This is a genomic window from Kribbella jejuensis (assembly GCF_006715085.1).
Taxonomy (GTDB): domain Bacteria; phylum Actinomycetota; class Actinomycetes; order Propionibacteriales; family Kribbellaceae; genus Kribbella; species Kribbella jejuensis.
In genome coordinates, this window is sequence record NZ_VFMM01000003.1 from 187,152 (window position 1) to 213,545 (window position 26,394).

At 69.4% G+C, this 26,394-nt stretch carries 26 protein-coding genes; 15 read left to right on the forward strand and 11 right to left on the reverse strand.

What is annotated here, in order from left to right; genetic code table 11:
* Nucleotides 1-2: 2 nt before the first annotated feature.
* Nucleotides 3-1,196, reverse strand: coding sequence for an MFS transporter (locus FB475_RS28545; protein WP_141860153.1), 1,194 nt, complete (start codon nt 1,194-1,196; stop codon nt 3-5).
* 65 nt (nt 1,197-1,261) lie between these two features.
* On the opposite strand from FB475_RS28545, the gene FB475_RS28550 reads away from it, so the two are divergent.
* On the forward strand, nt 1,262-1,828 hold the full coding sequence (locus tag FB475_RS28550; protein ID WP_141860155.1) for a putative glycolipid-binding domain-containing protein: 567 nt from the start codon (nt 1,262-1,264) through the stop codon (nt 1,826-1,828).
* Here FB475_RS28550 and crcB (FB475_RS28555) read toward each other — a convergent pair.
* From crcB (FB475_RS28555) to FB475_RS28570, 4 genes are all read right to left on the reverse strand, one after another.
* Nucleotides 1,825-2,196, reverse strand: a complete 372-nt coding sequence (gene crcB / locus FB475_RS28555; protein ID WP_141860157.1) for a fluoride efflux transporter CrcB — start codon at nt 2,194-2,196, stop codon at nt 1,825-1,827. The two genes, FB475_RS28550 and crcB (FB475_RS28555), sit on opposite strands and share 4 nt — an antisense overlap.
* Nucleotides 2,193-2,675, reverse strand: a complete 483-nt coding sequence (crcB, locus tag FB475_RS28560) for a fluoride efflux transporter CrcB (RefSeq protein ID WP_185759482.1) — start codon at nt 2,673-2,675, stop codon at nt 2,193-2,195. Before crcB (FB475_RS28560) ends, crcB (FB475_RS28555) begins: the two co-directional genes overlap by 4 nt.
* Nucleotides 2,676-2,790: 115 nt before the next feature.
* Nucleotides 2,791-3,720 carry a hypothetical protein gene (locus tag FB475_RS28565; RefSeq protein ID WP_238332494.1) on the reverse strand — a complete coding sequence of 310 codons (930 nt, stop codon included), beginning with the start codon at nt 3,718-3,720 and terminating at the stop codon, nt 2,791-2,793.
* Nucleotides 3,721-3,818: 98 nt separating this feature from the next.
* Complete coding sequence (locus tag FB475_RS28570; protein ID WP_141860159.1) at nt 3,819-4,634, reverse strand: PIG-L deacetylase family protein; 816 nt, start codon at nt 4,632-4,634, stop codon at nt 3,819-3,821.
* 81 nt (nt 4,635-4,715) lie between these two features.
* Here FB475_RS28570 and FB475_RS28575 point away from each other — a divergent pair, with 81 nt between their 5' ends.
* The 9 genes from FB475_RS28575 to FB475_RS28615 all read left to right on the forward strand — a co-directional run bounded on the left by FB475_RS28575 (nt 4,716) and on the right by FB475_RS28615 (nt 12,506).
* Nucleotides 4,716-5,723, forward strand: coding sequence for a lysylphosphatidylglycerol synthase transmembrane domain-containing protein (locus FB475_RS28575; RefSeq protein WP_185759483.1), 1,008 nt, complete (start codon nt 4,716-4,718; stop codon nt 5,721-5,723).
* Nucleotides 5,720-6,787 (forward strand): glycosyltransferase family 4 protein, encoded by a 1,068-nt coding sequence (locus tag FB475_RS28580; protein ID WP_141860163.1) that lies wholly within the window; start codon nt 5,720-5,722, stop codon nt 6,785-6,787. Before FB475_RS28575 ends, FB475_RS28580 begins: the two co-directional genes overlap by 4 nt.
* 29 nt (nt 6,788-6,816) lie before the next feature.
* Nucleotides 6,817-7,527, forward strand: a complete 711-nt coding sequence (locus FB475_RS28585; protein ID WP_202878578.1) for an FAD:protein FMN transferase — start codon at nt 6,817-6,819, stop codon at nt 7,525-7,527.
* Nucleotides 7,524-8,183 carry a response regulator transcription factor gene (locus FB475_RS28590; protein ID WP_202878579.1) on the forward strand — a complete coding sequence of 220 codons (660 nt, stop codon included), beginning with the start codon at nt 7,524-7,526 and terminating at the stop codon, nt 8,181-8,183. The genes FB475_RS28585 and FB475_RS28590 overlap by 4 nt, the downstream gene beginning before the upstream one ends.
* The gene (locus FB475_RS28595) at nt 8,180-9,415 is read left to right on the forward strand and encodes a sensor histidine kinase (protein WP_141860167.1); all 1,236 of its coding nucleotides are present in this window, start codon (nt 8,180-8,182) and stop codon (nt 9,413-9,415) included. The genes FB475_RS28590 and FB475_RS28595 overlap by 4 nt, the downstream gene beginning before the upstream one ends.
* Nucleotides 9,416-9,699: 284 nt before the next feature.
* Nucleotides 9,700-10,962: a ferredoxin reductase family protein gene (locus FB475_RS28600; RefSeq protein ID WP_202878580.1), complete on the forward strand. Its 1,263-nt coding sequence runs from the start codon at nt 9,700-9,702 to the stop codon at nt 10,960-10,962.
* A gap of 13 nt (nt 10,963-10,975) precedes the next feature.
* Nucleotides 10,976-11,512, forward strand: a complete 537-nt coding sequence (locus FB475_RS37860) for an FMN-binding protein (RefSeq protein ID WP_238332495.1) — start codon at nt 10,976-10,978, stop codon at nt 11,510-11,512.
* The gene (locus FB475_RS28610) at nt 11,509-11,940 is read left to right on the forward strand and encodes an FMN-binding protein (protein ID WP_141860171.1); all 432 of its coding nucleotides are present in this window, start codon (nt 11,509-11,511) and stop codon (nt 11,938-11,940) included. Before FB475_RS37860 ends, FB475_RS28610 begins: the two co-directional genes overlap by 4 nt.
* Nucleotides 11,941-12,044: 104 nt before the next feature.
* Nucleotides 12,045-12,506 carry a hypothetical protein gene (locus FB475_RS28615; protein ID WP_141860173.1) on the forward strand — a complete coding sequence of 154 codons (462 nt, stop codon included), beginning with the start codon at nt 12,045-12,047 and terminating at the stop codon, nt 12,504-12,506.
* Here the strand turns inward: FB475_RS28615 and FB475_RS28620 are convergent.
* The gene (locus FB475_RS28620) at nt 12,503-13,450 is read right to left on the reverse strand and encodes a zinc-binding dehydrogenase (protein ID WP_141860175.1); all 948 of its coding nucleotides are present in this window, start codon (nt 13,448-13,450) and stop codon (nt 12,503-12,505) included. The two genes, FB475_RS28615 and FB475_RS28620, sit on opposite strands and share 4 nt — an antisense overlap.
* A 67-nt stretch (nt 13,451-13,517) precedes the next feature.
* Between FB475_RS28620 and FB475_RS28625 the strand changes: the two genes are divergently transcribed.
* A complete protein-coding gene (locus tag FB475_RS28625) occupies nt 13,518-14,090 on the forward strand; it encodes a TetR/AcrR family transcriptional regulator (RefSeq protein WP_185759484.1) in 573 nt (190 codons plus the stop codon).
* Here FB475_RS28625 and FB475_RS28630 read toward each other — a convergent pair.
* Complete coding sequence (locus tag FB475_RS28630) at nt 14,077-14,643, reverse strand: sigma-70 family RNA polymerase sigma factor (protein WP_141860179.1); 567 nt, start codon at nt 14,641-14,643, stop codon at nt 14,077-14,079. The two genes, FB475_RS28625 and FB475_RS28630, sit on opposite strands and share 14 nt — an antisense overlap.
* A gap of 111 nt (nt 14,644-14,754) precedes the next feature.
* Between FB475_RS28630 and FB475_RS28635 the strand changes: the two genes are divergently transcribed.
* Complete coding sequence (locus tag FB475_RS28635; RefSeq protein ID WP_185759485.1) at nt 14,755-15,264, forward strand: DUF2505 domain-containing protein; 510 nt, start codon at nt 14,755-14,757, stop codon at nt 15,262-15,264.
* Between the two features lie 23 nt (nt 15,265-15,287).
* On the opposite strand, the gene FB475_RS28640 is transcribed toward FB475_RS28635, so the two are convergent.
* The gene (locus FB475_RS28640) at nt 15,288-16,856 is read right to left on the reverse strand and encodes a DUF4139 domain-containing protein (protein WP_141860183.1); all 1,569 of its coding nucleotides are present in this window, start codon (nt 16,854-16,856) and stop codon (nt 15,288-15,290) included.
* A 34-nt stretch (nt 16,857-16,890) separates the two neighbouring features.
* Entirely contained in the window at nt 16,891-17,799 is a 909-nt protein-coding gene (locus FB475_RS28645) for an LLM class flavin-dependent oxidoreductase (RefSeq protein ID WP_141860185.1), read from the reverse strand.
* Nucleotides 17,800-17,881: 82 nt separating this feature from the next.
* On the opposite strand from FB475_RS28645, the gene FB475_RS28650 reads away from it, so the two are divergent.
* The 3 genes from FB475_RS28650 to FB475_RS28660 all read left to right on the forward strand — a co-directional run bounded on the left by FB475_RS28650 (nt 17,882) and on the right by FB475_RS28660 (nt 22,691).
* Nucleotides 17,882-18,151: a hypothetical protein gene (locus tag FB475_RS28650; protein WP_141860187.1), complete on the forward strand. Its 270-nt coding sequence runs from the start codon at nt 17,882-17,884 to the stop codon at nt 18,149-18,151.
* Nucleotides 18,152-18,252: 101 nt separating this feature from the next.
* Entirely contained in the window at nt 18,253-19,314 is a 1,062-nt protein-coding gene (locus FB475_RS28655; RefSeq protein ID WP_141860189.1) for a LacI family DNA-binding transcriptional regulator, read from the forward strand.
* The gene (locus tag FB475_RS28660) at nt 19,311-22,691 is read left to right on the forward strand and encodes a sugar-binding protein (protein ID WP_141860191.1); all 3,381 of its coding nucleotides are present in this window, start codon (nt 19,311-19,313) and stop codon (nt 22,689-22,691) included. Before FB475_RS28655 ends, FB475_RS28660 begins: the two co-directional genes overlap by 4 nt.
* Before the next feature lie 6 nt (nt 22,692-22,697).
* On the opposite strand, the gene FB475_RS28665 is transcribed toward FB475_RS28660, so the two are convergent.
* Together FB475_RS28665 and ligA are read right to left on the reverse strand one after the other, a co-directional pair.
* Entirely contained in the window at nt 22,698-24,302 is a 1,605-nt protein-coding gene (locus FB475_RS28665) for a DHA2 family efflux MFS transporter permease subunit (protein ID WP_141860193.1), read from the reverse strand.
* A gap of 55 nt (nt 24,303-24,357) precedes the next feature.
* Nucleotides 24,358-26,355, reverse strand: coding sequence for an NAD-dependent DNA ligase LigA (gene ligA / locus FB475_RS28670; protein ID WP_141860195.1), 1,998 nt, complete (start codon nt 26,353-26,355; stop codon nt 24,358-24,360).
* Nucleotides 26,356-26,394 lie beyond the last annotated feature (39 nt).

The following is a 26,394-nucleotide window of genomic DNA, read 5'->3' on the forward strand; positions in this document are numbered from 1 at the left end:
GCTTAGGCTGACTCGCGCACGCTGAGGACGACGAAGGCGACGACGGCGAGCGCGGTCAGCCCGGCCGGGATGAAGAACACGTGCGGCAGGCCGATGGCGGCGACGCCGATGCCGCCGATCGTGCCGCCGATCGCGGAACCGAGCGAGATCGCGCTGAGGAAGACGCCGGACGCGGTGCCGACACCTTCGGGGTAAAGGCGTTGGGCGATCGTCACGCCCAGCGCACCGACGCACGACCACAAACCGGCCGTGAGTGCTTGGCCGAGGAACAGCCCGGCGACCGAGGTGCTGAGCGCGTACGCGAGGTTGCCTGCCAGCCCCAGTACGGCGCCCGCCGTCATCGCGCGGATCGCCCCGAATCGGTCGGCGACCCGGGCCACGACGGGGAGCAGGGCGAGCTCGATCAGCGGCTGGATGCCGATCACCGCGCCGCGGACAGCATCCGACACGTGCAGCTGATCGGCCATGTAGAGCGGGAGGTAGCCGAACTTGATCGTGTCGCCGGTCATCGCGAGGACGCAGACCGCGGTGAAGGTCAGCAACGGGAGCATGTGGTCGATCCGCCGGCGCTCGATCGACAGGTCGCGGCGCGGGACGGCGTACCGCTCGACGCGTTGCCGGCCGAGCGGGAGCAGCTGCGCGAACACGCAGACGGCCGTTGCCACGAGCAACGGACGTAACCCGAAGACGCCACCGAACCAGCTGCCGAAGACCGGTCCGAGGATCCAGCCGATCGTGAACGCCATCCGGATCGTCGCGACGACCCGGTTCTCGGCCCGGGTCGGGTGCCGGCTGAGTTCGTCGCGGCAGGCAGCGAAAAGTTGCGCCATCGAACCACCGGCAATGCTCAGCAGTAGCGCACTGATCGCGAACGGCATCCACACCGTCGTCGACGCCGCCATCGCCAGCCAGCCGACGGTCCCGATCAATGCGCACACCCGGAACCACAGCAGCCGGTCGTGGGCCCGGTCGGACCAGCGCCCGACGAGATACCCGGCGAGCGGCGCGGCCAGGTTCGTCACGTAGTACAAACCGGCGACCGGCAACGGCGTGTGCAGCTCGCGGACCATGAACAAGGTCAGCTGCGGCGTCGCCGACGACACTCCGATGCCGCCGATCAGCAACGACACGAACGCGGAACGGTAGAACCGCGAACGGAGCACGACGGCCACCGCGGACTCGGGCCGGTCGTGCATCGATCCCCCTGACAATCGGCTGGAAAACGCCTACCTGAACCACGATAGGCGGCTAGGGTCGGGGCATGAAATTGACCGCCCTGCCGGTAGCCGCATCGTGGACGCACACCGGAGTACGGACCGGATTCGAGGTGCTGTTCGCGAGCGCCGGCCGGCTGCGTGGCCGTACGTCGGCACGCGAGGGTGACCTGCTGTGGTACGTCGGTTACGACATCACCGTCGACGCGGACTGGACGACGGAGTCGGTGCACGCGGTGAACTCGACCGCCGACGGAGATCATGAGGTCGTGCTCCGACGGACCCCCGACGGCTGGACTGTCGACGGGACGGCCCGCCCGGACCTCGACGGGTGCCTCGACGTCGACTTCGAGTCGTCGGCCGTCACCAACACCCTCCCGATCCACCGCCTGCCGTTCGAGGTCGGCACGTCGTACGAGGTGCCGGCGGCGTTCGTCCGTGCGGAGGATCTGACTGTCACGCGCCTCGAGCAGCGGTACACGTTGACGAGTTCCGACGAGCAGCGGCACGTGTTCCACTACGAGTCGTCAACCTTCGACTTCGAATGCGAGCTGACGTACGACGCGGCTGGTCTGGTCCTCGACTACCCGGGCATCGCGGTCCGCGACCGCTAGCTCCAGATGGCCTGGCTGACCGCGACGCCGAGGAAGACGCTGCCCAGACCGGCGACGATGCTCGCGATCACGTTCGCACCGGCAAGGAACCGCGCCCGGTCCTCGAACAGCCGCACGGTCTCATAGGAGAAGGTCGAGTACGTCGTCAGCGCACCACAGAACCCGGTGCCCACGAAGAGCTGTACGCCGTGCGGCAACGCCGTCGACGCGCCGGCGAGGAACCCGAGGATCAGCGAACCGACCACGTTGACGCTGAACGTGCCCCACGGGAACAGCGAGTCGTGCCGCGACTGCACGGCGCGGTCCACGACGTACCGGAGGGGCGCGCCGAGCAGGCCGCCCGCGATCACCAGCAGGAGGCGGGTCATCGGCTCCGCCTGATGATCAGCGCTCGCGTCGCGGTGACCGTCGAACGCACCGCGAGCAGGGCGCCCACGACCGTCGCGGCCAGGTAGAGCAGAGCGGTCCCGGCGTGCCGTTCGGAGATCAGCCGCTCGATGTCGACGGCGTACGTCGAGAACGTGGTGAACCCGCCGAGCACGCCGGTACCGGCGAACGGGCGGATCAGCCGTTGCTGGGTGAAGACGTCGGTGACGAGGACCATCAGGATCCCGATCAACCCGCAGCCGACGATGTTGACCACCAGCGTGCCGAACGGGAACCCGTCCGGCGGGGCCGGCCAGGCGAGGCCGACGAGGTACCGCGCGGTCGCGCCGATCGCGCCGCCGGCCGCGATCACGCTGAGGAGCAACGGGTCGGGCGTCCGCCGGTCCCGGCCGTCGACCCGCAGGTCGACGTCGGAGTCGACCGCGCCCTTGGGCAAGGGGTCGACGGCGTGCTGCTCCACTGGATGTCCTCCTCCCCGGATCTTAACGGGACCGGCACGGCAACCGGCGACGCCACCCTCCGGACGTGCTGCCGGAGGGTGGCGTGTGGGGGTAGGGCGTGGGGTGGTGCGGGGATCAGCCTCCGTTGAGTACGTCGTACCTCGGAGCGATCCGGAAGTACTGCGGGTCGGAGAAGGTCAGCGGGACCTTGCCCAGGCTCTTGATCACGGTGCTGGTGCCGTTCGCGTGGCTGACGGCGTACAGGTAACCGGACTTGGTGTCCCGGTCGATGCCGAGCAGCAACGTCCCGTTGGTGCCGCACTTGGTCGCGATCAGCTGCTCGAAGCCCTGCCAGGTGCTGCTCCGGACCACCTTGCTGCTCGGTGCGGCGAGGTACTTGGTCGGCCAGGTGACCGTGACGAGCGAACCGGACCGGGTGTTGGCCAGGAACGTCTCGGTGGTCGCCGTCCGCCCGATCAGCGCGATGCCCTTGACCGTGCTGAGACCCCCGGCGCCGGCGGTGTTCCGCCAGCCGTTGCCGTCGGCGGTCCAGCGCATCGTGGTGCCGTCGGTGCGCTGTCCGTACAGCTGGATCCGTGACGGGTTCTGGGCGTCGTGCGGCTGCAGGACCGACTGCTCGATCCAACGGTAGTTGCTCCAGCCGCCGCCGATCCGGAGGTTGTTGTGCGGGTAGTGCGGGTCGAGCTGGCTCTCGCTGTCCACGGTGAACGTGCTCGAGTACAGCGCGCCGCCCATCACGGTGAGCCCGGTCCGGGTCTCGCCGCCGGCGCCGAGCAGCGTGCCGTTGAAGGTGCTGATGTGCTGGACCTGGTTGGCGCCGAACACCCCGGCCGTGCCCCGGACCCCGCCGACGGTGATCGGTGTGGTGGCGTTGATCATCCGGCTGGTGAACGCGCCCGTCGAGGTGACCGAGCCGAGCCGGAGCGCGCACGCGGTCGCCGCATTCTGTCGAGTGTTGGTCTGCTGCGCCTGAGCCGTTGCGGCAGTGCCGATCCCTGTCGCCAGCACGGCGGCCGCGGCCAGTCCTACGGTCTTGCGGATCATGGTGGTTCCTCCCCTGACGCGGAGGCTTCCCCGGCCTCCGTCGTACCGGATTGGAATCCGGACCGGCCCGAAAAGTTGCCGGGGATCTCAGCTGAATTTCAGGAGCCGGATCTGAGTGTCGCGAACAGGTCGTCGAGCGGCGCGCCGGGGGTCCGGCCGTGCTCGACGTACCACTCCCGGCCCAGCATCGCGCGGAACAGCCAGCGGGGGAGCTTGAGGAGTAGCGAGAGCGTCCGCGCGCCCTCGTCGGAGCTCGCCTGGCTGGCATGCGCCTCGAACGACGCCCGCTTCTGGGCGGCGTACCGCCGTACGTCGATCCGATGCGTGATCGCGGAGCGGGGGGAGTAGGCATCGTCGTACGACGCCGCAGTGACCGCGGGCAGTACGCCAGGGATCGCCTCCACGATCCGGATCAGCCGGCGGATCAGCTGCCGGTCGATCGTTGCCTCCAGCACCAATGGCGTACCGGCCCGGGCGGCGGCGTAGGTGCCGGCGGTGTGGACCTGCCGGTGGTCCGGATGCCCGTACCCACCGGCCGGGTCGTAGACGGTCAGCGCGTCGGCCTGTTCCTCGGTCAAGAGATCGATCAGCGGCTGCGCGGCCTCCTCGACCGGAAGCGTACTGAATCCGCCCTCGGCCGGCGGGCCGGACGAACCCGAGTCCTTGAACCCGAACCGCACCACCCGCGCACAGCCGAGCGCCGCCGCGGACTGCTCCAGTTCGTCCCTCCGGACCGCGGCCAGCCCCGGACCGGACCGGTACGGCGAAGCGGCCGCCCCCGCCTCGCCGTCCGTGGCGACCGCGAGCACGACACGATGTCCCTCCGCGGCGAGCCGTGCCAGAGTGCCGCCCATCAGCAAGGCCTCGTCGTCCGGGTGCGCGTGGAACGCCACCAGGGTGTAGGACCCCGCCATCTGACGAGGATCGCACGCCGGACCCGGTCGGGCCACTTGCTCTCAGCACCCTCTCAGCACCGGAGAGACAGGCTGGGACCGATGAACGAGCAAGAACGGCGTGCAGGGTGGCAACGGCGGCTGCTGACCTCTGTCCTGAGTGCGTTGGTAACGGGGGCCCTCGTGGTGTTCCTGCCGCGAGCGGTCGGCTCGACCTGGCGTGAGGTCGGAAACGTACTCGAACGGGTGTCGGTCGGCTCGCTGGTACTGCTCGCTGTTGTCTGGATCGCCGGGTTGTGGGCACATTCGTTCGTGCTGGCCGCGTCCATGCCGGGACTGACCAAGCGCCGCGGCCTGACGTTGAGCCTGACCGGCAGCGCGGTAGCAAACGTTCTCCCGCTCGGTGGCGCCGTCGGTACCGCGCTGAACTTCACGATGGTCCGCCGCTGGGGCTTCACCCGGCGCGCGTTCGGAGGCTTCCTGGCCGTGACGACGCTGCTCAACGTGGCCTCGAAACTCGGCGTGATCGCGGTCGCGCTCGGCCTGACGCCGATCCTGCACAGCGCCGCGGCGTTCGGCCGGGGGAGTCTGCTGTTCCTCCCGGTACCGGTCGCCGTCCTGGTCGGGGTGTGGATGCTCGCCGACGAGCGGGTCGCGCAGACCATCGGCCGCCGGCTGGACAGGGTGTTCCGGCGTTCGCGTCTGGAGGAACGTCTTCCCCGGTTCCGACGGACGACGCTGTACCTGATGCGTACCGGCTGGCGGCCGATGACCGGCGGGATGGTCGCGTACCTCGCGCTGCAACTGACGCTGTTGTGGCTGTGCTTCCAGGTCCTGCACGTCCCTCTGGGCCTGGCGGTACTGTTCACCGCGCTCGCGGTGGAGCGGCTGCTGACGCTGGTACCGATCACACCGGGCAGCGCGGGTGTCGTCGAGATCGGTACGTCGGCGGCGCTGGTCGCGCTCGGTGGCGACCCGGCCGGCGTTGCGGCCGGGTTGCTGCTGTTCCGCGGGTTCACGTTCCTGATGGAGATCCCGGTCGGCGGGGTGATGCTTGCGATCTGGACCTCGCTGCAACGCCGCTCCGCACCGCAGGCGGTGGCCGCATGAGGATCGCGGTGGTCAGCGACGTCTACCTGCCGGCGCTCGGCGGGATCGAGTTGCAGGTCCACGATCTCGCCGTCCAACTGATCCGCGCCGGGCACGAGGTCACGGTCTACACGCTCTGCGAAGGACCGCCGGCCGACGTCCCGGTGGTGCGGCTGCCGTCCGTGGCCGGCATGCCGTCGCGCGCCTCGGTCGACCGGTTGCGGTCGGAGCTGCCGTCGTACGACATCGTGCACGCGCATTCGTCGCTCGTGTCACCGCTCGCCTGGCGGGCCGCCCGGCTGGCGCGGGCCGCGGTCGTCACCATGCATTCGTTGCCGGGGCCAACGATGCCGTGGCCGTTGGCGCAGCTCGACCGGTACGTCGGTGACGTCGGGTGGACCGCGGTGAGCGCGGCCGTTGCCTCCGCGATGCGGCGCTCGCTGCCGGGCCGCGTGGTCGACGTACTGCACAACGGCGTCGATCCGGCCGCGTGGCGACCGGCCGCGCGCGAACGGCATCCGTTGACGATCGTGAGCACGATGCGGCTGGCGCGGCGGAAGCGGCCGCTCGCCTTGCTGGACACGCTGGCGGCGATCCGGGAGCTGGTTCCGCCTGGCATCCAGCTGCGTGGAGTGATCGCCGGTTCGGGTCCGCGGGAGCGGGCGCTCGATGCGCGGCGGCGCGATCTCGCGCCGTGGGTGGAGTTGCCCGGCCGGTTGACCCGGTTCGAGTTGCGGGAGTTGTACGCGACCGCGGACGTGTATCTGGCGCCTGCCGAGCTCGAGTCTTTCGGCGTGGCAGCCCTCGAGGCGCGGTGCGCGGGGTTGCCAGTGGTGGCGATGTCGACGGGTGGCGTCGGCGAGTTCGTCCGGAACGGCGTCGAGGGGTTCCTGGTCGACACCGACGCCGAGATGGCGCGGACGACGGCGGCGTTGCTGAGGCAGCCGGCCCTGCTCGAGCGGCTGCAGTCGCACAATCTGCAGACGGCGCCCCGGATGACGTGGGAGCGCGTGATCGCGCAGCATGTCGCGGCGTACACCGCTCAGCTTGTTCACAGGGAGCGGGCTCTGGCGTCGGCATCATGAGGCGGAGCTGGGTCGAGCAAGTGATGGGAATGCCCATCAGTGTGCTCGCCCGGGGACCGTCCGCTGGATCTTTCGGTGCCGACGCTGCTGTGCAGGAGCTGTACGCCGCGCTTCGTGAGGTCGATCGGGTGTTCTCGCTGTACCGATCCGACAGCGAGGTCAGCCGGTTGAGCCGCGGTGACGTGGGCTGGGATGCAGTTTCCGTTGAGGTGAAGGATGTCGCCGAGCGATGTGTGGCGGCGCGGGAGCTGACCGGTGGGTTGTTCTCGGCCGAGCTGCCCGACGGCGGCTGGGACCCGTCCGGGTTGGTGAAGGGATGGGCGGTCGAGCGGGCGGCAGCGGCCCTGCGTTCGGTCGACGGCGTTGACTGGTGCGTGAATGCGGGTGGCGACGTACTGATCAGCTGCCCGAGCGCGGAGGACTTCACGATCGGGATCCAGGATCCGCGTGATCCGGGACGGATCGTGGCCAGTCTGGCGCGGCACTCGGGAGCGGTGGCGACGAGTGGTACGGCGGCCCGGGGTGCGCACCTCTACGATCCGCGGACCGGGCGGGCCGTGGAGAGCCGGTGGCTGTCAATGTCGGTGAGTGGGCCGTCGCTCGAGTACGCTGACATCCTTGCGACCGCGGCGTTCGTGGCCGGGGACGAGTGGCCCGCGGTGCTGCCGCCTGGGTACGAAGGGCTCGGAGTGCTTGCCGACGGCAACCTTCAGGCGACGGACGGCTGGGGCCTGGCGTGAGCTCGCGGGTCCTGCTGATCGAGGACGACGCGGACCTGGCCGGGATGCTCGACCGGGTGCTCGACTCCGAGGGGTACGCCGTCACGCGGGCGGCGGACGGGCATACCGGATTGCACCTGGCGCTGACGCGTCCGTTCGACGCGATGATCGTGGATCGCGGACTGCCTGCCGTCGAGGGGCTCGATCTGATTGCCCGGCTGCGGAGTCGTGGCGTGGGCACCCCGATTCTGGTGTTGTCGGCGCGGAACAGTACCGAGGATCGCGTCGAAGGGCTGGACGCCGGCGCGGAGGACTACCTGCCGAAGCCGTTCGAGGTGGCGGAGCTGCTGGCCCGGGTTCGGGCATTGCTGCGGCGGCACCTGGATCACGCCGGACAACTCGCCGTACCCGGAGGTCTGCTAGAGCTGGCGAGCCGGACGGTGGCCCTGGCCACGGGCGGCCGGGTGGAGTTGTCAGAGCGCGAGGCGGACCTGCTGGGGTTGTTGGCGGCGCGTCCGGGGGTGGTGTTCAGCCGCGCGGACCTGCTCGACCGGGTGTTCGACGAGGCGGAGTCGGAAACGGTGGTCGACACCTACGTGCATTACTGCCGGCGCAAGCTGGGGCAAGGCGTGATCAGTACCGTGCGGGGGCTCGGGTACCGGCTGGGCGGCCCATGACCGCGCATCCGATCGGCGACGAGGTGCTGGTACGGCGGGCCGCGCGCGGGGTCGCCGTCCAGGCCGCGGCGCTGGTCGCGGTCGCGATGCTGCTGCTGATCGCGCTGGTGACGGTCGTGATGGTTCGTGGGCAACAGGGTGCGGCCGATGACCTGCTGCGGTCGGCGATCGCGACCGCGGACGATGTCGGTGATCCGCCGGCCGGGACGTGGCTGGTGATGGGTGGGTCGGCTTCGCCGGGGCTGCCGGCGGAGCTGCGGGCCGACCTGGCGGCGTTGCGGACCGATGCGGCGTCGAAGGTCGACGTGACGACGATCGAGGCCGAGGACGGGTCGTACCGGATCGCGACCGGGCTGGTGAAGGGGCGGCCGGTGCAGGCGGTTCTGGATCTGGCCCCGGCGCATCGGGAACGGGCGCGGATGCTGCAGGCGATGGGGTTGGCGGCGGTGCTCGCGCTGATGTTGGCGGGACTGCTGGGCGTGCTGATCGGGCGGCGCGCCGTACGGCCGTTGGCGGAGGCGTTGACGTTGCAGCGGGCGTTCGTGGCTGATGCGGGGCACGAGTTGCGGACGCCGTTGACGTTGCTGAGTACGCGGGCGCAGTTGCTCGGGCGGGCGTTGCATCGCGACGGGGTGAGCGAACAGGTGCTCGAGGACGCGGACGGGGTGATCCGCGACACGCGGCGGTTGACGGGGATCGTCGACGATCTCCTGGCGGCCGCGGATCCACGGCGGGCCGAAGACCACGAGCCGGTGGATCTGGTCAGTGTTGCGCGAGACGTGGCAGATGCGGCGGGTGCGCATGCGGAGCAGGTCGGCGTCCGGCTCCGGTCGGCCGCGGATCGGGACCGGATGCCTGCGCTGGGCTCGGCCAGTGCGATCCGGCGGGCGGCGATGGCGCTGGTCGACAACGCGATCGACCACACGCCGCGTGGGGGTGAGGTGCGGATCGTCGTACGGCGTCACCGGCGGGACGTGATCCTGTCCGTCAGCGATACCGGGCCTGGTCTGGCGCCGGAGGCTGCCCAACGGGTGCTGCGCCGGTTCGACTCGGGGGGCCAGCGTCGGGGGCGGGCGCACTACGGGCTCGGACTGGCGCTCGCCCACGACGTGGCCAACCGCCTCGGCGGGCAACTCCGGCTGGCACCGAGCGAGGTCGGCGCAACCTTCGAACTGGTCCTGCCCGCCCTCCCAGAAACAACTAAGAATCCCCAGGCATCGTCAGACCCATGACCTCCCCACCCCCACCCCGCCCCCAAGGCGAAGCACCCCCGCCGGGCGGTCGGGGCGGGGGAGGTGCGCCGGGCGGTCGGACGTCGGGCGGGGGGCTGCGGGACGAGCTCGGCTTTCGCACACCACGCGGTGTCGGGGCGCCTGCGGGGCGTGAGCCCGGCCGGTCGCGGATGCGGGTGCGGCGGCGGGTTTTGCGGACGCCGGTGTGGTGGCGGGATGTCGTGGGGGTGCTGTGTTGGGGGAGTGTGCTGGTTGTTGTTGCGCTCTGGGTTTCGGGGCGGGGGGTGCAGAGTCTGGGGAGTGGGCCGGCGGAGCTGATCACCACGGTGGGGCGGTTGGCCGGGTTGGTGGCGGCGGATCTGTTGTTGGTGCAGGTGTTCCTGATGGCTCGGGTGCCGATGATCGAGCGGAGCTACGGACAGGACGAGCTCGCGCGACGGCATCGGCTCGTGGGGTTCTGGTCGTTCAACCTGCTGCTCGTCCACATCGTGCTGATCCTGGTCGGCTACACGCTCCGCGACCACAACGACCTGATTCACGAGACGTGGACGGTTGTCACGACGTACGGCGGGATGCTGCTCGCGACCGCCGCGGCGATCGCGCTGACCGTCGTCGTGGTCACCTCGGTGCGGGCTGCCCGGAAGGTACTGCGGTACGAGTCCTGGCACCTGCTGCACCTGTACGCGTACGTCGGCGTCGGCCTCTCGGTGCCGCACGAGATCTGGACCGGTGCGGACTTCACCGCCTCCCACCTCGCCCGCGTGTATTGGTGGACCGCGTACGGCGTCGCGGCCGGCGCGATCGTGGTGTACCGACTGCTCCTCCCCGCCTGGCGCACCCTTCGGCACGGGCTCACCGTGCGCGAGGTGATCCCCGAGGCGCCGGGCGTGGTCACCGTCGTCCTCGGTGGCCGCGGTCTGCATCGGATGCCGGTACGGGCCGGGCAGTACTTCGTGTTCCGCTTCCTCGACGGACCGGGCTGGTCACGCGGCAACCCGTACTCGTTGTCCGCCTCGCCGTCGCCCGATCGGATCCGCGTCACCGCGAAGGCGGCCGGTGACAGCAGCAGTCGCCTGGCGCGATTGCGTCCCGGTACGCGGGTCGCGGTCGAAGGCCCGTACGGACGGCTGACCGCCGAGCGTCGCGTCACGGACCGCATCGCGATGTTTGCCTGCGGCATCGGTATCACGCCGTTGCGGGCGCTGCTGGAGGAGCTCGATTACCAACCAGGAAACGCCGTCCTGGTGTACCGCGCGCACAGTGCGGACGACCTCGTGTTCCGCGCCGAGCTGGAGCAGCTGGCGCAGCGGCGCGGGATCGCGGTGCACTACCTGCTCGGACCGCGGTTGCGGCGCCGCAGGTCGTGGCTGCCGGACGGCGCGGCGTCGTGGTCGGACGAGTACGCCGTACGGCGGCTCGTGCCAGAGATCGAGCAGTACGACGTGTACGTGTGCGGGCCGGACGAGTGGATGGACGCGCTGGCGAAGGCGGTCCTCGCGGTCGGACTGCCCGCGAACCAGCTGCATCAGGAACGGTTCTCATGGTGAGAGGAGACACCGCGTGAGGCGCGGAATCAGATTGCTGATGACGGTGGCGACGACCGCGGTGGTCGCGGTGGCGTTCAAGACGAGCCTACAGACCGGCACCACGACCACCGGACAGGCCGCGATCGTGAGCAGCCCGGCACCCGTCCACGAGTCGGCTCGCCCGACTCACCCCACCAGCCGCAACGCGAGACGCTCCGCGCGACCTACTCAAGCACCCACGCAGCCGCCCACGCACACCCCGACGAAAACGCCGACTCCCACAAGCCAGTCGATCGTCGTGGCGGGTTCTGTCGTCCAGACGCAGTACGGCCCGGTGCAGGTCGAGGTCACCGCGCGCGGCGGGCGGATCGTCGACGCGCACACGCTGCAGCATCCGAGTGGAGACGGCCAGACCGATCGGATCAACTCCTACGCCGTACCGCAGCTCAACCAGGAGACCATGGCGGCGCAGAACGCCCACATCGACACGGTGTCCGGCGCGACGTTCACCTCCGGCGGCTACCGCCAATCACTCCAAGCGGCGCTCGACGCCGCGCACCTGGGCCGATGACCCGGCTGCGGCGCAACCTCGTCGTCGGCGGGAGTACCGGCGTACTGCTGCTGTTGCTGTTCCTCTATCCGAGCAGCACGAACCGGGTGGATCATCCGGCCGCCGCGGCCACGCCGGGTGTCGTCCAGTCCGGTACCGGCGACCTGACCGTGAACGGCACGTCGGAAGGCACCCGCTACGGACCCGTGCAGCTGCGGATCACCATCCGGACGAACCGGCTGGTCGCCGTGGATCCGCTCGTCTACCCGGCGTCCGGCGGTCGCGACCGGGAGATCAGCTCGTTCGCGCTTCCGCAGCTCCGTCAGGAAGCGCTTGCCGCTCAGAGCGCGCACATCGACACGGTCTCGGGTGCAACGTTCACCTCCGACGGTTATCGCCGGTCGTTGCAGTCGGCCTTGGACGCTGCGCACTTCCACACCCCGGGCTGATCGTTCGCCCGAGTTCGCTGTGGGCCCGTGTGAAAGGTGCCAGCGGGGGGTGGTACCTGATAAACACGGGACCGGTACGTGTTGCGAACAGGGAAGCGGCTTCGATGGTGATGGCATGGCGGTTCGGCGCCGTTGGCGTGGACGCCGTCATGGGGGTGATCCAGGACGCGTCGACGTTCGCGCGCTGGATGGTGACCGTGCCGCCCGAAGTACGCGCGAGTCCCAACTGGCCGCAGAAGGGCAGCGTCGTCCAGCGGTACGACGGCCGCGAACCGCGGATGCGTCACGCCCAGAACCGGCACCTGACCGTCGCCCTGGTCGAACGCTGGCGCCCCGAGGACGAGCTGATCCTCCGGCTCCGCAGCGGCCTCGGCGGCTGGGTCCGGATCTGGATCTCGGTCCAGGCCCGCCCCGGCGGCGCGATCATCGAGGTCCGCGCCGAACCGCTTACCGCCACCGCCCGCCTCCGCTTCACCAGCAGTTCCCGCAGCGCGGAGGAACGCTGCGCCCAGGTCGCCGAACGCCTCATCGAGCTCGCGACCACCGAACCGACCGACGACGACTAGGGCACCAGCACGATCCGCCCGAACACCTCGCCGCGCTGCAGCTGCTGATGCGCCAGCACCGCATCGTCCAACGGCAGCTCCGCCTGCACGACGACCGGCAACCGCCCCTCGGCAGCGGCCGCGAACTGCGCGACCCGAACGGCCTGTCGATCCGCCGGTGGCACCGTGTCCGCGCTGAACGTTGCGAACGACAACGACCTGCGGAAGTTCGCCATCAACGCCGTACCCAGACTGTCCGGTAGTGGCCCACCGACAGCGCCGACCGCGACCATCCGGCCGTTCGGCCGCAACTTCTCCAGGAACGACGGTACGTCGGGCCCGGAGACGACGTCGATGATCACGTCGTACGCCGACGCGGCGCCCGCACCGGAGCGATCCAGGACCTGCGTCGCCCCGACGTCGCGCAACAACGCACCACGCGCGGCCGACGAGGTCGTCACCGCGATCTCGGCAGCTCCACCCGCCGCAGCGAGCTGCACGGTGAGGATGCCGATACTGCCGCCCGCGCCCCGGACCAGGACGGACTCACCGGCACGGAACCGCGCGTGGGCCAGGGCGAAATGCGCGACCACCCCCGAACCCCCGAGCGTCACCGAGCCGGCCGCGGACAACCCGGGCGGCAACGGAAGGACGTCCTCCACCGACGCGACCGCCTGCTCGGCGTACCCGCCGCCGAGTCCGGTGAATCCCCATACTCGTTGGCCGACCCAATCTTCGTCGGTATCGGGGCCGACGGCAACCACCGTGCCCGCGACCTCGGATCCGAGCACGAGCCCCTCCCGAAACCCGGGCAGCGATCCACCGCGGATCAACGCATCGACGCCACCGACCCCGATCGCCTCGACCGCGATCAGCACCTGACCGGTGCCGGGCTCGGGCGCTGGTAGGTCCACCACGCTCAAGCCCTCGGGTCCGCCGAACGCCTTGACGGCCACTGCCTTCACTCTCGTCTCCTCTCGACTCCTTCGAGACTAAGTGGACACCGGTGTCCGGTTAGCTAGAGTGAGAGCGGTGAGCGATCAATTGCCTCAGAAGCTGCGCGCCGACGCGGAGGACAACCGCGTTCGGATCCTCGCCGCGGCGCGCAGGTTGTTCGCGGAGGAGGGGTTGACCGTGCCGATGCGTGACATCGCCCGTGCGGCCGGTGTCGGACCGGCGACGCTCTACCGGCGGTTCCCGACCAAGCAGGCGCTGGCGACGGCCGCCTTTGTCGAACAGGCGAGGGCGTGTCAGCAGATCGTCGAGGACGGGTTGGCCGCGACGGATCCGTGGCAGGGCTTCTGTGCGGTGATCGAGCGGATCTGCGAGCTGCATGTGCACAACCGCGGCTTCACCGACGCGTTCCTGGCCACGTACCCGGACGCGGTCGACAGTGCGGACAGCCGCGAGCTCACGTTGAGGTCGGTCGGAACTCTTGCGCGGCGGGCAAAGGCACGCGGGCAGCTGCGCCGCGACTTCGAGTTGAGCGATCTCGTCATCATGCTGACCGCGCACCGCGGTCTGCACGCGTCCACGCCGGCGGCGCGAGTCGCCGCCTCGCGCCGCTTCGCAGCCCTTACAGTGCAGGCATTCAGAGGTCCTTGAGGAGGCGGCGCAGCCGGTTGGTCGCGCGGAACTGGAGTTGCTTGATCGCTCCGTCGGTGCGATCCATCGCGGCCGCCGTCTCGCTGATCGACAGGCCGGCGAAGAACCGGAGCATCAGACACTCGCGCTGGTCGTCCGGCAGCCGGTCGACGGCGCCGCGCAGCGACGCCTCACCGACCGAGGCGAGCGCGGCCTGCTCAGGCCCGATCGACTCGTCGACCTGCGGGTCGACCTCGTCGGTGACGACCGCCAGCCGGCTCCAACCGGAACGGTGGTGGTCGATCACCACGTTCCTGGCGATCGTGACCAGCCAGGCCGCGAAGTTCAGCTGTGCCCGCGGCCGGCGGGCAATCGCCCGGAACGCCCGCAGGAACGTCTCACTGGTCAGGTCCTCGGCCGCACTGCGCGACGAGGTCTTGCTGTAGGTGTAGCGGTAGATCGACGGCAGGTACCGATCGTAGAGCCACCCGAAGGCAGCCGTATCGCCCGCTTGCGCGAGCCTGATCATGTCCTGTTCGTCGTCCTCGTCGGTCTGGACGGCGTTGATGTGCATGCGCTTCCCAAGCCCCGTTCTCAGTCAGCTACGCGGTGAACATCACGAAAAGGTTACCGAAAGTCGCCCATCGTGTCACCACCCTTCCGCAGAGTGTGCAAGATGGGGCGCATGGATCTGTCTCTCGCCGCCACCTACGACGCCTCTCCGGAGGAAGTCTTCGCGATGATCACCGATGTCACCTTCCAGGAGCAGGTGTTTCAGCAACTGCGGGCGCAGTCGTACGCCGTGACGGTCGGGGACAAGGGCGACGACATCGCCGTGCAGGTGCACTGGCAGGTCGCGGAGGTGCCGGTGGTCGCGCGCCGCTTCGTCGGGCAGCGGCTCGAGCTCGCGCAGTCCAAGCTGTGGCATCGGGCAGGCGCGGACGGTACGCGCGAGGCGGATGTCGACGGTGGTGTGAACGGCGCACCTGGCGTCGCGGGGGCGTCGGTGAAGGTGTCCGGCAGGACCCGCATCATCCCGGTCGGCCGCGGAACCACGCAGGCGTTCGACCTGCGCATCACCGCATCGGTCCCGGTCGTCCGCGGCACCCTGGAACAACTCGTCGCCGACGCCGTCCGAGCGCGCCTCGAGAACAAGTTCAAGGTCGCCGCCCGCTGGCTGTCCGGTTCCCTCTGACGACCCGAGGTACGGACAGCTGACTACTCGCGCCAGCCCGTGAGGTCGACGGTCTTGCCGGTGTCGACGCGGAAGCCGAGCTTGATCGTCGACTCGGCGCCGGGGGCGAGGTCGAGCTTCCAGGTGAGTACGCCGAGGTCGGTGGTCTCGGCCGGCTCCGGATCGGCGGTCACGGGTTTCACCGTGATCTCGTGGTCGCGGGCGACCGGGAGCTGGTCGAGGACCGTGATGCGGGCCTTGCGGGGCGTGTGATTCTCGATCTTGGTCTCGTACTCGACCTGCCGGCGGCGGGTCGACCCAAGCGTCGCCTTGGTCGCATCACGGCGTACCAGCTTGCGCTCGACGCGGATGCGGTCGTCGAGGCCGAGGGCCAGTTCGACGTCCTCGCCCGGTGCCCAGAGCGGAAGCGCGGCGGAGCCGACGAAGTCCGCGTCGTGGAAGACCGCGGCCTTTCCCGCGGGGAGCGTGTGGTCGGACGAGTTGACCACAGTCGCGCGGAGATGGACGTCGGTGGACTGGACAGGCGCGGTGATGTAGTCGAGTTCGGCGTCGAGGTCGATCGCGGCGATGGTCGCCCGGTGGGTGGCGCCGTCGGCAGGTACGGCGACGGGCCGGGGCGGAGTGTAGGTCGCCGCCGTGACGCCCTGCTCGAGTGTCGCGGGAAGCGCCGCCAGCGGGGCCGACTGCTGCTCGACCCATCCGGCGGCGTCTGTGGTGACGGCCGCCATCCGCGACTCACGGCTGAAAGGCATGCCGCCCGGCGCCTGCGGCATGGGTGGGCGGGCGCGGTCGAGGTACCACGGGTCGAGCTCCGGGACCTTCGCCGTCACCGTCGGACGAGCCGTGGAGAGCGTCAGCTCGCACTCCGGCCAGTCCTCCCCGGTGTGCTGGGTGATCAACCCGTACCAGTTCAGCGTCAGCCGATCCCCGGTGAGCCGCACGTCGTACGAGCTCGTCCATCCCGCCAGCGGGACGACGTACGACAGCTCGATCTCCACGTCGGCGTCGGACTGCACCTCCAGCGCAACGGCTGCCGCCCGCCGATCCGGCGCCTTCTGCTCCCGGAGCTTCGCGAGCCGGCGCTCGACGGCGGCGAGCCGCTGATCCGCATCCCGTCGCTGCGCCACGAGCTCGCGGCGTGACGCCCGTACGGCGGACAGGCGGCCCGCGAGCGACTCGGTGAACCCGCCCAACTCCGCATCCGACTCACCGGATGCGAGTGCCTTCGCGAAACTCCCGCCGGCCCGCTTCGCCAACTGCGCGAGAAACGTCTCCAACTGCGCCTGTACGTCGTCCGCATCGCCCACTGCCGCGACAGCGTCCTGCGCCTCGCCCCGCTGACGCTCCAGCTCGGCCACCGAAACGTCCGGCGCCTGCGCATGATGCCGCGTCAGCACGTCCACCCCGAGCACGGTCGCCCGCCCCCGCCCGGACACCCGCACACTGTCCTCGTCCAGCATCATGGACAGCGGCTCGACGTACACCGTCTGATCCCCACCCGGCACCGCAATCCGCCCCCGCCGGGTAACCCGCGCCCGATCCGGATACACGGTCACCGCAACGATAGGCGCCTCCACCACGAGTTCACTCATGCCGTCGAGGTTAGCCCCGCGCAGCGCAGAAACCCTACCCGGCAAGGAGTTTCAGCTGTTGGCGGTAGTCGGCGAGACCGTTGGCTGCGAGTCTGCAGACGAGGTGGCGGGCGCCGGCGTCGACGTACGTCTGCAGGTACTCCTCGACGTACGCCCGTGGTCCGGCGATGACCGCCTGGATTCGGCGTAGGTCCTCGAGCGGCATGCCGTAGTTCGTGCGGGCGTAGTTGGTGAGCCGCTCTTCGCCTTCGGCGAGGGTGTCGGTGATCGCGACGGTGACGAACAGGGCCGGGGTGACGGGGTTCTGGATCGCCTTCAGGCCGGTGGCGTAGTCGTCGGCGCTCGGTGGGTAGGGGAGCCAACCGTCGTACATCCGCGCGACGCGCTCGAGGGCCTTGGGGGTCGTGCCGCCGAGCCAGATCGGCGGGCCGCCGTCGGTGTGCGGGCGGATCGTCGGCGGTACGTCGTCCAGGTGCAGGAGCTCGCCGTGGAACGTGACGGGTCCGTCGGCGGTCCACAGTTGCCGCCACAGTGCGACCGTCTCGTCCAGGCGGGCGAAGCGTCGCTCCCACGGAACCTCCGACCACTGATGCAGCGGTACGCCGAACCGTCCGGGGAAGCCTGCGCCGACACCGACCACCAGCCGCCCGCCGGACAGCAGGTCCAGTGAGGCGAGGCTGTGCGCCGCGTTCACCGGACGCCGCGTCACCGGGATCAACGTCGCCGTACCGACCGTCACTCGCTCCGTCAACGCCGCGGCTGTGGTCAGGGCGCTGAGAGCTTCCACTCGTGGTGTCAGGAGCGAGTCGTTGGCCCAGACGGAGTCGTAGCCGAGTTCCTCCGCTTCGACGGCGATCCGCACCGCTTGCCTGGGATCGTCGCCGGGGCTCAGTTGCGCCTGTGTGGTCGGGAGCAGGACGCCGAGTTCTGCGTTCACATTCATACGCCTGATGGTCCCGGCGGGCTGGGCGGCCCAACAATTCCCGCGGAGGAATACTGTCGGTGGACGTCCTCATACTGGAGACATGAAGACGCTCGAGCGGTGGATCGTCGGGCTGCTGACCACGTTCGTGTTGCTCGTCACGGCCGTTGCTGTCGGCGGGACGGCGCGTGCTTGGGCGATGCAGAGCCCGCCGCCCGCGCCGGCTACGCAGACGGATGTCGCCGCCTCGCAGCCGTCGGGTAGTACGGCGCTCGTCACGATCCTGATCATCGCCATCTGGCTCGCCTGGTGCGTCGTGTTGCTGGCCAGTGTGAAGGGCGGCCGTTTCCTCATCAGGCGCGTGGCTCGTTAGCGTTAAAACTCCCTGGCAGGTCTGAGCCCTTGACGCGGCAGCTTGCGGCTCAGTAGCTTGCAGCCAATCCTTTTAACGTTAATATCCCAGGAGCCGCGCAGATGGAGCACAGCAGCCGTGGGCCGGTGCCGCATGGGCATGTGACGCTGGTGCAGGTCGCGCAGCGGGCGGGGGTCTCGGCGCAGTCGGTGTCCAACGCGCTGAACAACCCCGACCGGGTCGCGCCGGAGACCCGGAAGCGGATCCTGGCCGCGGTCGAGGAGCTCGGGTACGAGCCGAACCTGTCGGCCCGGGCGCTGCGGAACCGCAGCTCGTCGCTGATCGCGTTCAAGATGCGGCCGGCCCGCCCGGACAAGGCGTCGATGCTGATGGACGACTTCCTGTACGTGCTGAACGCGTCCGCGGTCGAGGCCGGGTACCACCTGATCCTGTGCCACGCCGAGGGCGGCCAGGCCGGTGAGATCAAGGCGTACCGCGACCTGCTGAAGAAGACCTCGATCGACGCGTTCATCCTGGCCGAGACGCACCGCAACGACGACCGGGTGGCCGCGCTGCGCTCGTGGGGCGTGCCGTTCGCGGCGTTCGGACGGTCCTGGGACGGCGACGACGAGATGGCCTGGGTCGACGTCGACGGCCGCGCCGGGACTCGCGCCGCGACCGCGCACGTCGCCGCGCAAGGGCACACCCGGATCGGCCATATCGGCTGGCCCGACGATTCCGAACTCGGCCAGGACCGTCGCGAAGGCTGGCTCGACGCCTGCCGCGCACGGAACCTCGACACCGACCTGCAGGCCGCCGTCGTCGACTCGCTCGAGAACGGCCGCCAGGCCGCCCATCACCTGCTCGACGCGGCCCGCCCCGCCACGGCGCTCGTCTGCGCCTCCGACACCCTCGCGCTCGGCGTCATGCGCGCCCTGCACGAACGCGGCCTGCGCCCGGGCGTCGACGTCGCGATCACCGGGTACGACGACTCGCCGACCGCCGCCCTGGTGAGTCCGGGGCTGACCACCCTGCGGCAGCCGATCGACGAGGTCGGACGGCAACTGATCCAGGCTGTCGACAACCTGATGGCCGGCGACCCGCGGCCACCGCACCACGTCCTGCTCGAACCCGAACTGATCGTCCGCGACTCCAGCCTGCCAGGCCGAAGGGACACAAGATGAGGCACCGCACCAGATTGCTCTCGGCACTGACCGCCGGGGCGCTCGTGGTCACCGCACTGATTTCCGCACCCTCGGCGCCGGCTGCACCGTCAGCGGCCGCGCCGGCCGACCCGTTCGTTGTGAACGTCGAGAACCTCCCGAGTGGTCGGGGAGCGGCCGGTGCGATGGACCTCCCGTCGTACGGCGACCTGGACTGGGTACACCTGACCGGTACGTCGATCGACCGGAAGGACGGCGTACCGACGCTGACGGTCGACGACCTGAATCCGGCCGGCGGTCGTACGACGCTCGACGACAGCCCGGTGTCGTTCGGGTGGAACGGGCAAACCGGTGTGACGACGGGCGGTGTCTTCAACTACGACACCACCACCGTCGGCGACGCGACCGCCCACGACGCCGGGTACCGGATCACCGTGCCGGCCGCGGACTCGCCACGACGCCTGGTCTTCGTGGGTGGGATCTGGCAGGCGACCGGCTCCGTAACGGTTGCTGGGAGCAACAGTAGCTACAGCGTGCCGATCAACGCCGGCGGGACGGCCGCGGTGAAGCGGTACACGGTGACGATCCGGCCGGGACAGGGTGTCGTCGTGACGGGCCGGTTCGCGACCAAGCTCCAAGCCGCCGGCAACCTCTCGTTGTCTGCCGTCGGATTGTCGACGATCTCCGGATTCTCCGCGACCGGCGCACCGGTCGCGATGAACCTGACCGCGGACGGTACGTCGGACTGGCTGCACCTCGACGGCTCGACGATCAACCGGCGCGCGGGCGTACCGGATTCAACGCCGCGACTCGCGGTCACGGATCGGCAGACCGGTGGCACGATCGGCGCGCAGAACGACAACGCGGTCACCTACTCGTGGACGAACGGGACACCGACCGCGTCGCAGGCGGGTACGCGCCACGGAGGCATCTTCTTCGCCGACGGTGCCGCCACCGGCGTCGACCTGACCGATCCGTACGGCTACGACCTGGCGGTGCCTGCGGCCGCGGAGCCGCGGACACTGCGATTCGTGAGTGGCGTCTGGCGGTCCGCGGCGAAGATCTCGGTCTACCTGAACGGTTCGTCGACTCCGACGTACGTGAACACCGACCTCGTGAGCTCGGATCCGTCCGTGACCAAGGTGTTCTCGCTCGACCTCGCGGCCGGAGACTCGGCGCGGATCAGTGCGCAGCTCACTCGCAAGACGGATGCCTCCGGCAACGTTACGCTCGCGGGCGTCACGCTGGCCGGAACATCGGCGGACGGCTATCGGCAGCTGATTCAGAACGTACTCGACGAGGCCGCGACGGCTGACGTCTATGCGGCCAGCGAATCCGCGCAACGTCAACTGGACAACGAGGTCGTGGCCGCTCGCGCTGCACTGGACAGTTCGGACCAGTTGGGGCTCGCGTACCTGCTGTTGAAGGCGGCGTACGACGAGGCGCTCTCGTCGGCGGCGAACGCGCAGTACACCTACGTCACCAACCCCGGGCTGACCTCGTCGTTCGGCTGGGAGGGCGACCTGAACGCGCCGATCGCGTTCATCGACGGGAGCTACCGGCTGCGCAGCCGGGGCGACGCGATGATCACCTTCGGTGTACCGAACATCCCCGGGAAGATCAAGTGGTACAACGCCGAGGGGTACCTGCCGGCCTTCGTCAGCGAGTACGCGAAGGAAGGCCTGCAGCTCAAGGTCGAGAACTTCGCCGACCTGGCCGTTGTCGGCGGCAACCGCTTCGAGATCGCGTACTCCCGGATGACGGTCACCAACACCACAACCTCAGCGGCGAAACTCCCGCGGGCGTCGAACCTGCTCACGCCGTTGAACGACGCCGGTACGACGGTCGGCGCCGGGCAGACCGTCGTCCGCGACTATGCCGTCGCGGCGGACCGGTTCGACGGGACGTACGACTGGCCGACCGCAGACCAGCTCCAGCAGCTCGGCGGGTTCGACCACCACTACCAGCACATGCGGAAGTACTGGAACGACCGGCTGTCGGCGATCGCGACCATCACGAATCTGCCCGACAAGCGGCTGATCAACGCGTACAAGGCGGGCTTCATCTACACGCTGATCATTCGCGACGACATCAACGGCACGAAGGAACTGCACGTCGGTGAGAACGGGTACGACGAGATGTTCGACCACGACACGATCGGCATCGTGTCGACCCTGCTCACCATCGGCGACTTCACCTATGCCAAGGACTACCTGACGTCGTTGCCGGCCCAGCTGCAGTACGACGACGCGAAGTGGAAGTACTCCTGGCCGTACGCGCTCTACCTGCAGCGCACAGGCGACAAGGACTTCATCCGCGAACGGTTCGAGACGATCAAGAAGAACACGCACACGATCGAGACCGACCGGATCGACAACGGTAAGGGCATCATCAAGGCCACCAACGCGATCGACTCACACGGGTACTGGACGATCGACAACTGGGCCGCGCTGACCGGGCTGACGACGTACCGCTACCTGGCCACCGCCCTGGGCGAGACCGGCGAGGCCGCGTGGGCGAAGGCGCAGTACGACGATCTGCTCAAGGTGGCGACCGCCCGGATCGATCAGACGATGCAGCAGTACAACCTGGACTACCTGCCGATCTCGATGGTCGAGCCGAACGAGACCGGTCCGCGGCAGGACCCGCGGGACGCGAACTGGGCGTCGATGTTCCTGTTCGGCCGGTGGGCCTGGGACGGGTACCTGTTCGGCGCGGAGCAGACCGGGACGATGTTCACCAAGATCGACGACACGTACACGCACGGATTCGAGCGGCGGGCCGCGATCTCGGACACCATCTACAACTTCGGCGGCTATCCGCACGGGTACTTCTCGAGCGCGTACAACGCCGGCTACGGGAGCGCGGCGCTCCGAGGTGAGCGGTACCGCGACCTCGGGATCAAGGCGTACCAGTTCATGATCGACAAGAGCATGAGCGGGCCGTTCGGCTGGTGGGAAGGTGTCGACTACCCGAGTGCGACGTCGCCGTGGAACATCGACCACGCGGCCGGTGGCGGTGGGTCGAACCAGCACATGTGGGGCCAGTCGACCGCGACCAAGGTGCTGTTCGACTCACTGATCGCGGAGAAGTCCGACGGTACGGTGATCGTCGGGCGCGGGGTGCCGGACGAGTGGCTGCGCGGGAACGGCCAGAAGATTGCCCTGAACAATTACCCGGTCAGCGGCGGCCGGCTCGGCTACGAACTGTCCGTTGCCGGCAAGACGATCACCATCCGGTTCACCGGCAAGACACCGCCGTCCAGCATCGAGCTCCCGGGCCTGCGCGACAACATCGCGAACGTCTCGGTGAAGTCGGCGGTCGACAACCCCGCCGGCACCATCCAGCTACCACGAGGGACCACCCGCGTGACGATCGTCCTGCGGCACACCCTCTAGCGGCGGCTAGTCGACGACTGCCTCGTCGGCCTGGTTCGCGACTGGTGCTCCCGCCCGTTTGCGCGGGAGCATCAGTGCGGGGATCAGCGTCAGCAGGACGAGCGACCAGGCGACCCAATAGGTGTGCGCGAACGACGACGCCGCGTCGACCAGACCACGTCCGACCGCGGCCGGGTCGAGGTGGAGTTGGGCCACGTTCTCCGGACGGGTGTTGGTGAGGATCGCGGCCTGGGTCTCGCGCAGCCCGCCGCTCAGGCCGGGGATGTTCTGCGTCCCCGGGATCACCGGCGAGTTGTTCAGGTGGTTGGTGAGGATCACCGACATCGTCGCGACACCGCACGAGGACGCGATCTGCTGGCTGATGTTCAGCAACGTCGAACCGCGGGCGACCTGTGCCCCGGACAGCGTCCGCAGCGCCGACGTGAACAGCGGCATCATCGTCCCGCCCATCCCGAGCCCCATCACCACCAGCATCACGATGATCACGCCGTACGACGTGGTCGAGCTGATCTGGGTGAGACCGAACATGCCGATCACGATCAGCGCGATCCCGAACGGCACGATCCGCCCGACCGGCACCTTGTCGACCAGCCGGCCGGCGATCGGCATCGTGAGCATCGCGCCGAGACCCTGCGGTGCGACCAGCAGGCCGGCGTGCAGCGTGGACTCGCCGCGAATCTGCTGGAAGTACGTCGGGACGAGCAGCAGGCCGCCGAAGAACGCCGCCGCGAACAGGAACATCGTGATGATCGAGATGGTCAGGTTGCGGTCGCGGAACAGCCGCAGGTCGAGCAGCGGATGCTCCGGCCGGAACGAGTGCAGGACGAACGCACCCATCAGTACGACGCCGATCAGCATCGAGACCCAGACCCGCGGCGCGCCGAAGTCACCGCCCTTGGCCGGCAGCGACGACACCCCGAACAGGAACAGCGCCAGCCCCGGCGACATCAGCACGACACCGAGGAAGTCGAACGATTCCGAGCGGTGCGGATGATCGCGTTCGAGCGCGAACCAGGCGTAGACCAGCGCGATCGCGCCGAGCGGCACGTTGATCAGGAAGATCCAGTGCCAGCTCGCCACCTGGATCAGCCAGCCGCCGAGGATCGGGCCCAGGATCGGGCCGAGCAGCATCGGGACGCCGAGGATCGCCATCAGCCGGCCCATCCGGTGCGGACCGGCCGCCCGGGTCATGATCGTCATCCCGAGCGGCATCAGCATGCCGCCGCCGAGGCCCTGCAGCACCCGGAAGCTGATCAGCATGTTGATGCTGTTCGCGGTCGCGCAGAGCGCCGACCCGGCGGTGAACAGGAAGATCGCGGTCATGTACAACCGCTTGGTGCCGAACCGGTCCGCCGCCCAGCCGGTCAGCGGGATCACCGTCGCCAGCGCCAGCGTGTACGCCGTGACGGTCCAGGCGACGGTGGAGTACGGCACCGGACTCTGCGGCGTACCGAACTCGTCCTGGAACGTCGGCAGCGCGACGTTGACGACGGTGATGTCGAGGATCGACATGATGGCCCCGAGCACCACCACACCGGCGATCTTCAGCACGGCCGCGTCGATGTTGTCGGGATACTCGGGACTGCCGGGCTGCGTGGCGGACTGGCTCATGATCGGTCCCCCCTCGGGCACGCTTCACGTTTGAGCAGAGCCTACGCCCTCGTTCTCAGCGCGGGAGGAGATCCGCCTGCTGAAGTTGCTGCCAGATCTCGGACTGGTCGACGACCGCGACTCCGAGTTTCTCGGCCTTCGCGAGCTTGGACGCGCCGACATCCGCACCGGTGATGAGCAGATCCGTACTCGCCGACACCGACGACGCGATCGTCGCTCCGGCCCGTTCACACAAGCGCTGGAATGCCGGCCGGGCGACCTTCTCGCCGGAGCGCGGATCGCTGATCGCGCCGGTGACGACGACCGTCTTACCCGCCAGCGGGGCGCCCGCGGCAACGACCGGCGGCAGATCCTCCTCACGGACGTCGAGCGAAACGCCTGCGGCGCGTAGCCGTTCGAGCTCGGGACGCAACCGGGTCAGGTGCTCGATCAACGATGCCGCGACCTTGGGCCCGATGTCCTCGACCGCGACGAGGCCGTCCACGCCCGCGTCGGCGACCTCCTCCAGCGAACCGAATCCGGCCCGGCACAGGCGGGCCGCCGTGCCTTCGGATGCCATCGGGATCGCCAGGCCGATCAGTGCCCGGCGCAGGCCGACCTGACGGCTGGTGTCGATCGACTCGATCATCCGGGTGGCCGAGATCTCGCCGATCCGGTCGAACTCGAGCAGCCGCTCGGCCGTCAGGTGGTAGAAGTCCGACGGGTTCTCCAGGATGCCCGCGTCGGCGAGCCGTTCGATCCAGACGCCGCCGATCGCGTCGATGTCCGCCGCTGCGCGGGATGCCCAGTGGATCAGCCGCCGTACCGTCTGGGCCGGACAGGACACGTTCGTGCAGTACAGCTCGCGGCTGTTGCCCTGCTCGATCAGCGGCTGCTCGCACGACGGGCAGTGCGTCGGCGGCACGATGTCGCGCTCGGCGCCGGTGCGCTTCGACGCGTCCAGGACGCCGGCCACGAACGGGATCACGTCACCGGCCCGGCGGACCAGGACGGTGTCGCCGATCTTGATGTCCCGGGCGCGGATCACCTCCTGGTTCGCGAGCGTGGCGCGGGTGACCGTCGTACCGCCGACGAACACGGGCTCCAGCCAGGCGACCGGCGCGACCTTGCCGATCTTGCCGACGTCCCAGACCACGTCCGCCAGCACGGTGGTCTTCTCCTCGGCGGCGAACTTGTACGCCAGCGCGCCGCGGGGCGAGCTGGACCTGGTACCCGCGGCGGCGAACGCGTCCCGGTCGGCGAGCCGCAGCACGGCGCCGTCGAGGTCGTAGTCGAGCTCGTTGCGCTGCTGCTCGATCGCCGAGATCGCCTTCTGTGCCTCGGCGGCGTCGGCGCAGTGCCGCATGTCGGCGGCGGTGAAGCCCATCGTTTGCAGGGCGCGTTCGAGGTCCGTGTCGGTGCTCTCCCGGTCGGTGAGCAGATCGAATGCGAGGAACTGCAACCGCCGCTCGGCAACCGTGGCCGGGTCCTTCGCCCGCAATGTGCCGGCCGCCGCGTTCCGCGGGTTGATCAGCGGCTTGTCCGGGTGCGCCGCGTTGTACGCCGCGAACGTGGACCGCAGCATCACCGCCTCACCGCGGACCTCGATCCGGTCCGGTACGTCGAGGCGGTCCGGGACGCCGTCCGCGAGCGCGCGTACCAGCGGAGTGACGTCGTCGCCGGTGGTCCCGTCGCCACGGGTGACCGCGCGGGCGAGCTGACCGTTCTCGTACACGAGCGCGAGCGAGAGCCCGTCCAGCTTCGGCATCACCACCACCGACTGGCCGGGGAACCGGGCGAAGAACGCCTCGACCTGCTCGGGCTTGGTCGCCTTCTCGAGCGAGAGCATCGGTCGCGAGTGCCGTACCGGCGCGTGCAGGACGGCCGGCGCGCCGACCTGATCCAGCGGGTTCGGATCGGGTGTCAGCTCCGGATGGCTCGCGATCAGCCCCCGCAGTTCGTCCTCGACCACGTCGTACTCGGCATCGGCCACCACCGGCTCACCCCGGTAGTACGCGTCCCGCAGTACGACGATCCGCTCCGCCAGCTCCTGAATCCGTTCCCCAACGTCCACGCCCAGGACCTTATCGGGCGTAGCCTGCAACTGGCGGCT

Coding starts and splice junctions, on each gene's coding strand:
- FB475_RS28570 (WP_141860159.1), bottom strand. CDS start 4,634: ATGGCGGGGTCCTACACCCTGGTGGCGTTCCACGCGCACCCGGACGAC.
- FB475_RS28655 (WP_141860189.1), top strand. CDS start 18,253: ATGGAGCACAGCAGCCGTGGGCCGGTGCCGCATGGGCATGTGACGCTG.
- FB475_RS28665 (WP_141860193.1), bottom strand. CDS start 24,302: ATGAGCCAGTCCGCCACGCAGCCCGGCAGTCCCGAGTATCCCGACAAC.
- crcB (WP_141860157.1), bottom strand. CDS start 2,196: ATGACCCGCCTCCTGCTGGTGATCGCGGGCGGCCTGCTCGGCGCGCCC.
- FB475_RS28635 (WP_185759485.1), top strand. CDS start 14,755: ATGGATCTGTCTCTCGCCGCCACCTACGACGCCTCTCCGGAGGAAGTC.
- FB475_RS28645 (WP_141860185.1), bottom strand. CDS start 17,799: ATGAATGTGAACGCAGAACTCGGCGTCCTGCTCCCGACCACACAGGCG.
- FB475_RS28545 (WP_141860153.1), bottom strand. CDS start 1,196: ATGCACGACCGGCCCGAGTCCGCGGTGGCCGTCGTGCTCCGTTCGCGG.
- FB475_RS28650 (WP_141860187.1), top strand. CDS start 17,882: ATGAAGACGCTCGAGCGGTGGATCGTCGGGCTGCTGACCACGTTCGTG.
- FB475_RS28660 (WP_141860191.1), top strand. CDS start 19,311: ATGAGGCACCGCACCAGATTGCTCTCGGCACTGACCGCCGGGGCGCTC.
- FB475_RS28630 (WP_141860179.1), bottom strand. CDS start 14,643: ATGCACATCAACGCCGTCCAGACCGACGAGGACGACGAACAGGACATG.
- FB475_RS28575 (WP_185759483.1), top strand. CDS start 4,716: ATGAACGAGCAAGAACGGCGTGCAGGGTGGCAACGGCGGCTGCTGACC.
- FB475_RS28595 (WP_141860167.1), top strand. CDS start 8,180: ATGACCGCGCATCCGATCGGCGACGAGGTGCTGGTACGGCGGGCCGCG.
- FB475_RS28610 (WP_141860171.1), top strand. CDS start 11,509: ATGACCCGGCTGCGGCGCAACCTCGTCGTCGGCGGGAGTACCGGCGTA.
- FB475_RS28565 (WP_238332494.1), bottom strand. CDS start 3,720: ATGATCCGCAAGACCGTAGGACTGGCCGCGGCCGCCGTGCTGGCGACA.
- FB475_RS28585 (WP_202878578.1), top strand. CDS start 6,817: ATGCCCATCAGTGTGCTCGCCCGGGGACCGTCCGCTGGATCTTTCGGT.
- FB475_RS28615 (WP_141860173.1), top strand. CDS start 12,045: ATGGTGATGGCATGGCGGTTCGGCGCCGTTGGCGTGGACGCCGTCATG.
- FB475_RS28580 (WP_141860163.1), top strand. CDS start 5,720: ATGAGGATCGCGGTGGTCAGCGACGTCTACCTGCCGGCGCTCGGCGGG.
- FB475_RS28640 (WP_141860183.1), bottom strand. CDS start 16,856: ATGAGTGAACTCGTGGTGGAGGCGCCTATCGTTGCGGTGACCGTGTAT.
- FB475_RS28550 (WP_141860155.1), top strand. CDS start 1,262: ATGAAATTGACCGCCCTGCCGGTAGCCGCATCGTGGACGCACACCGGA.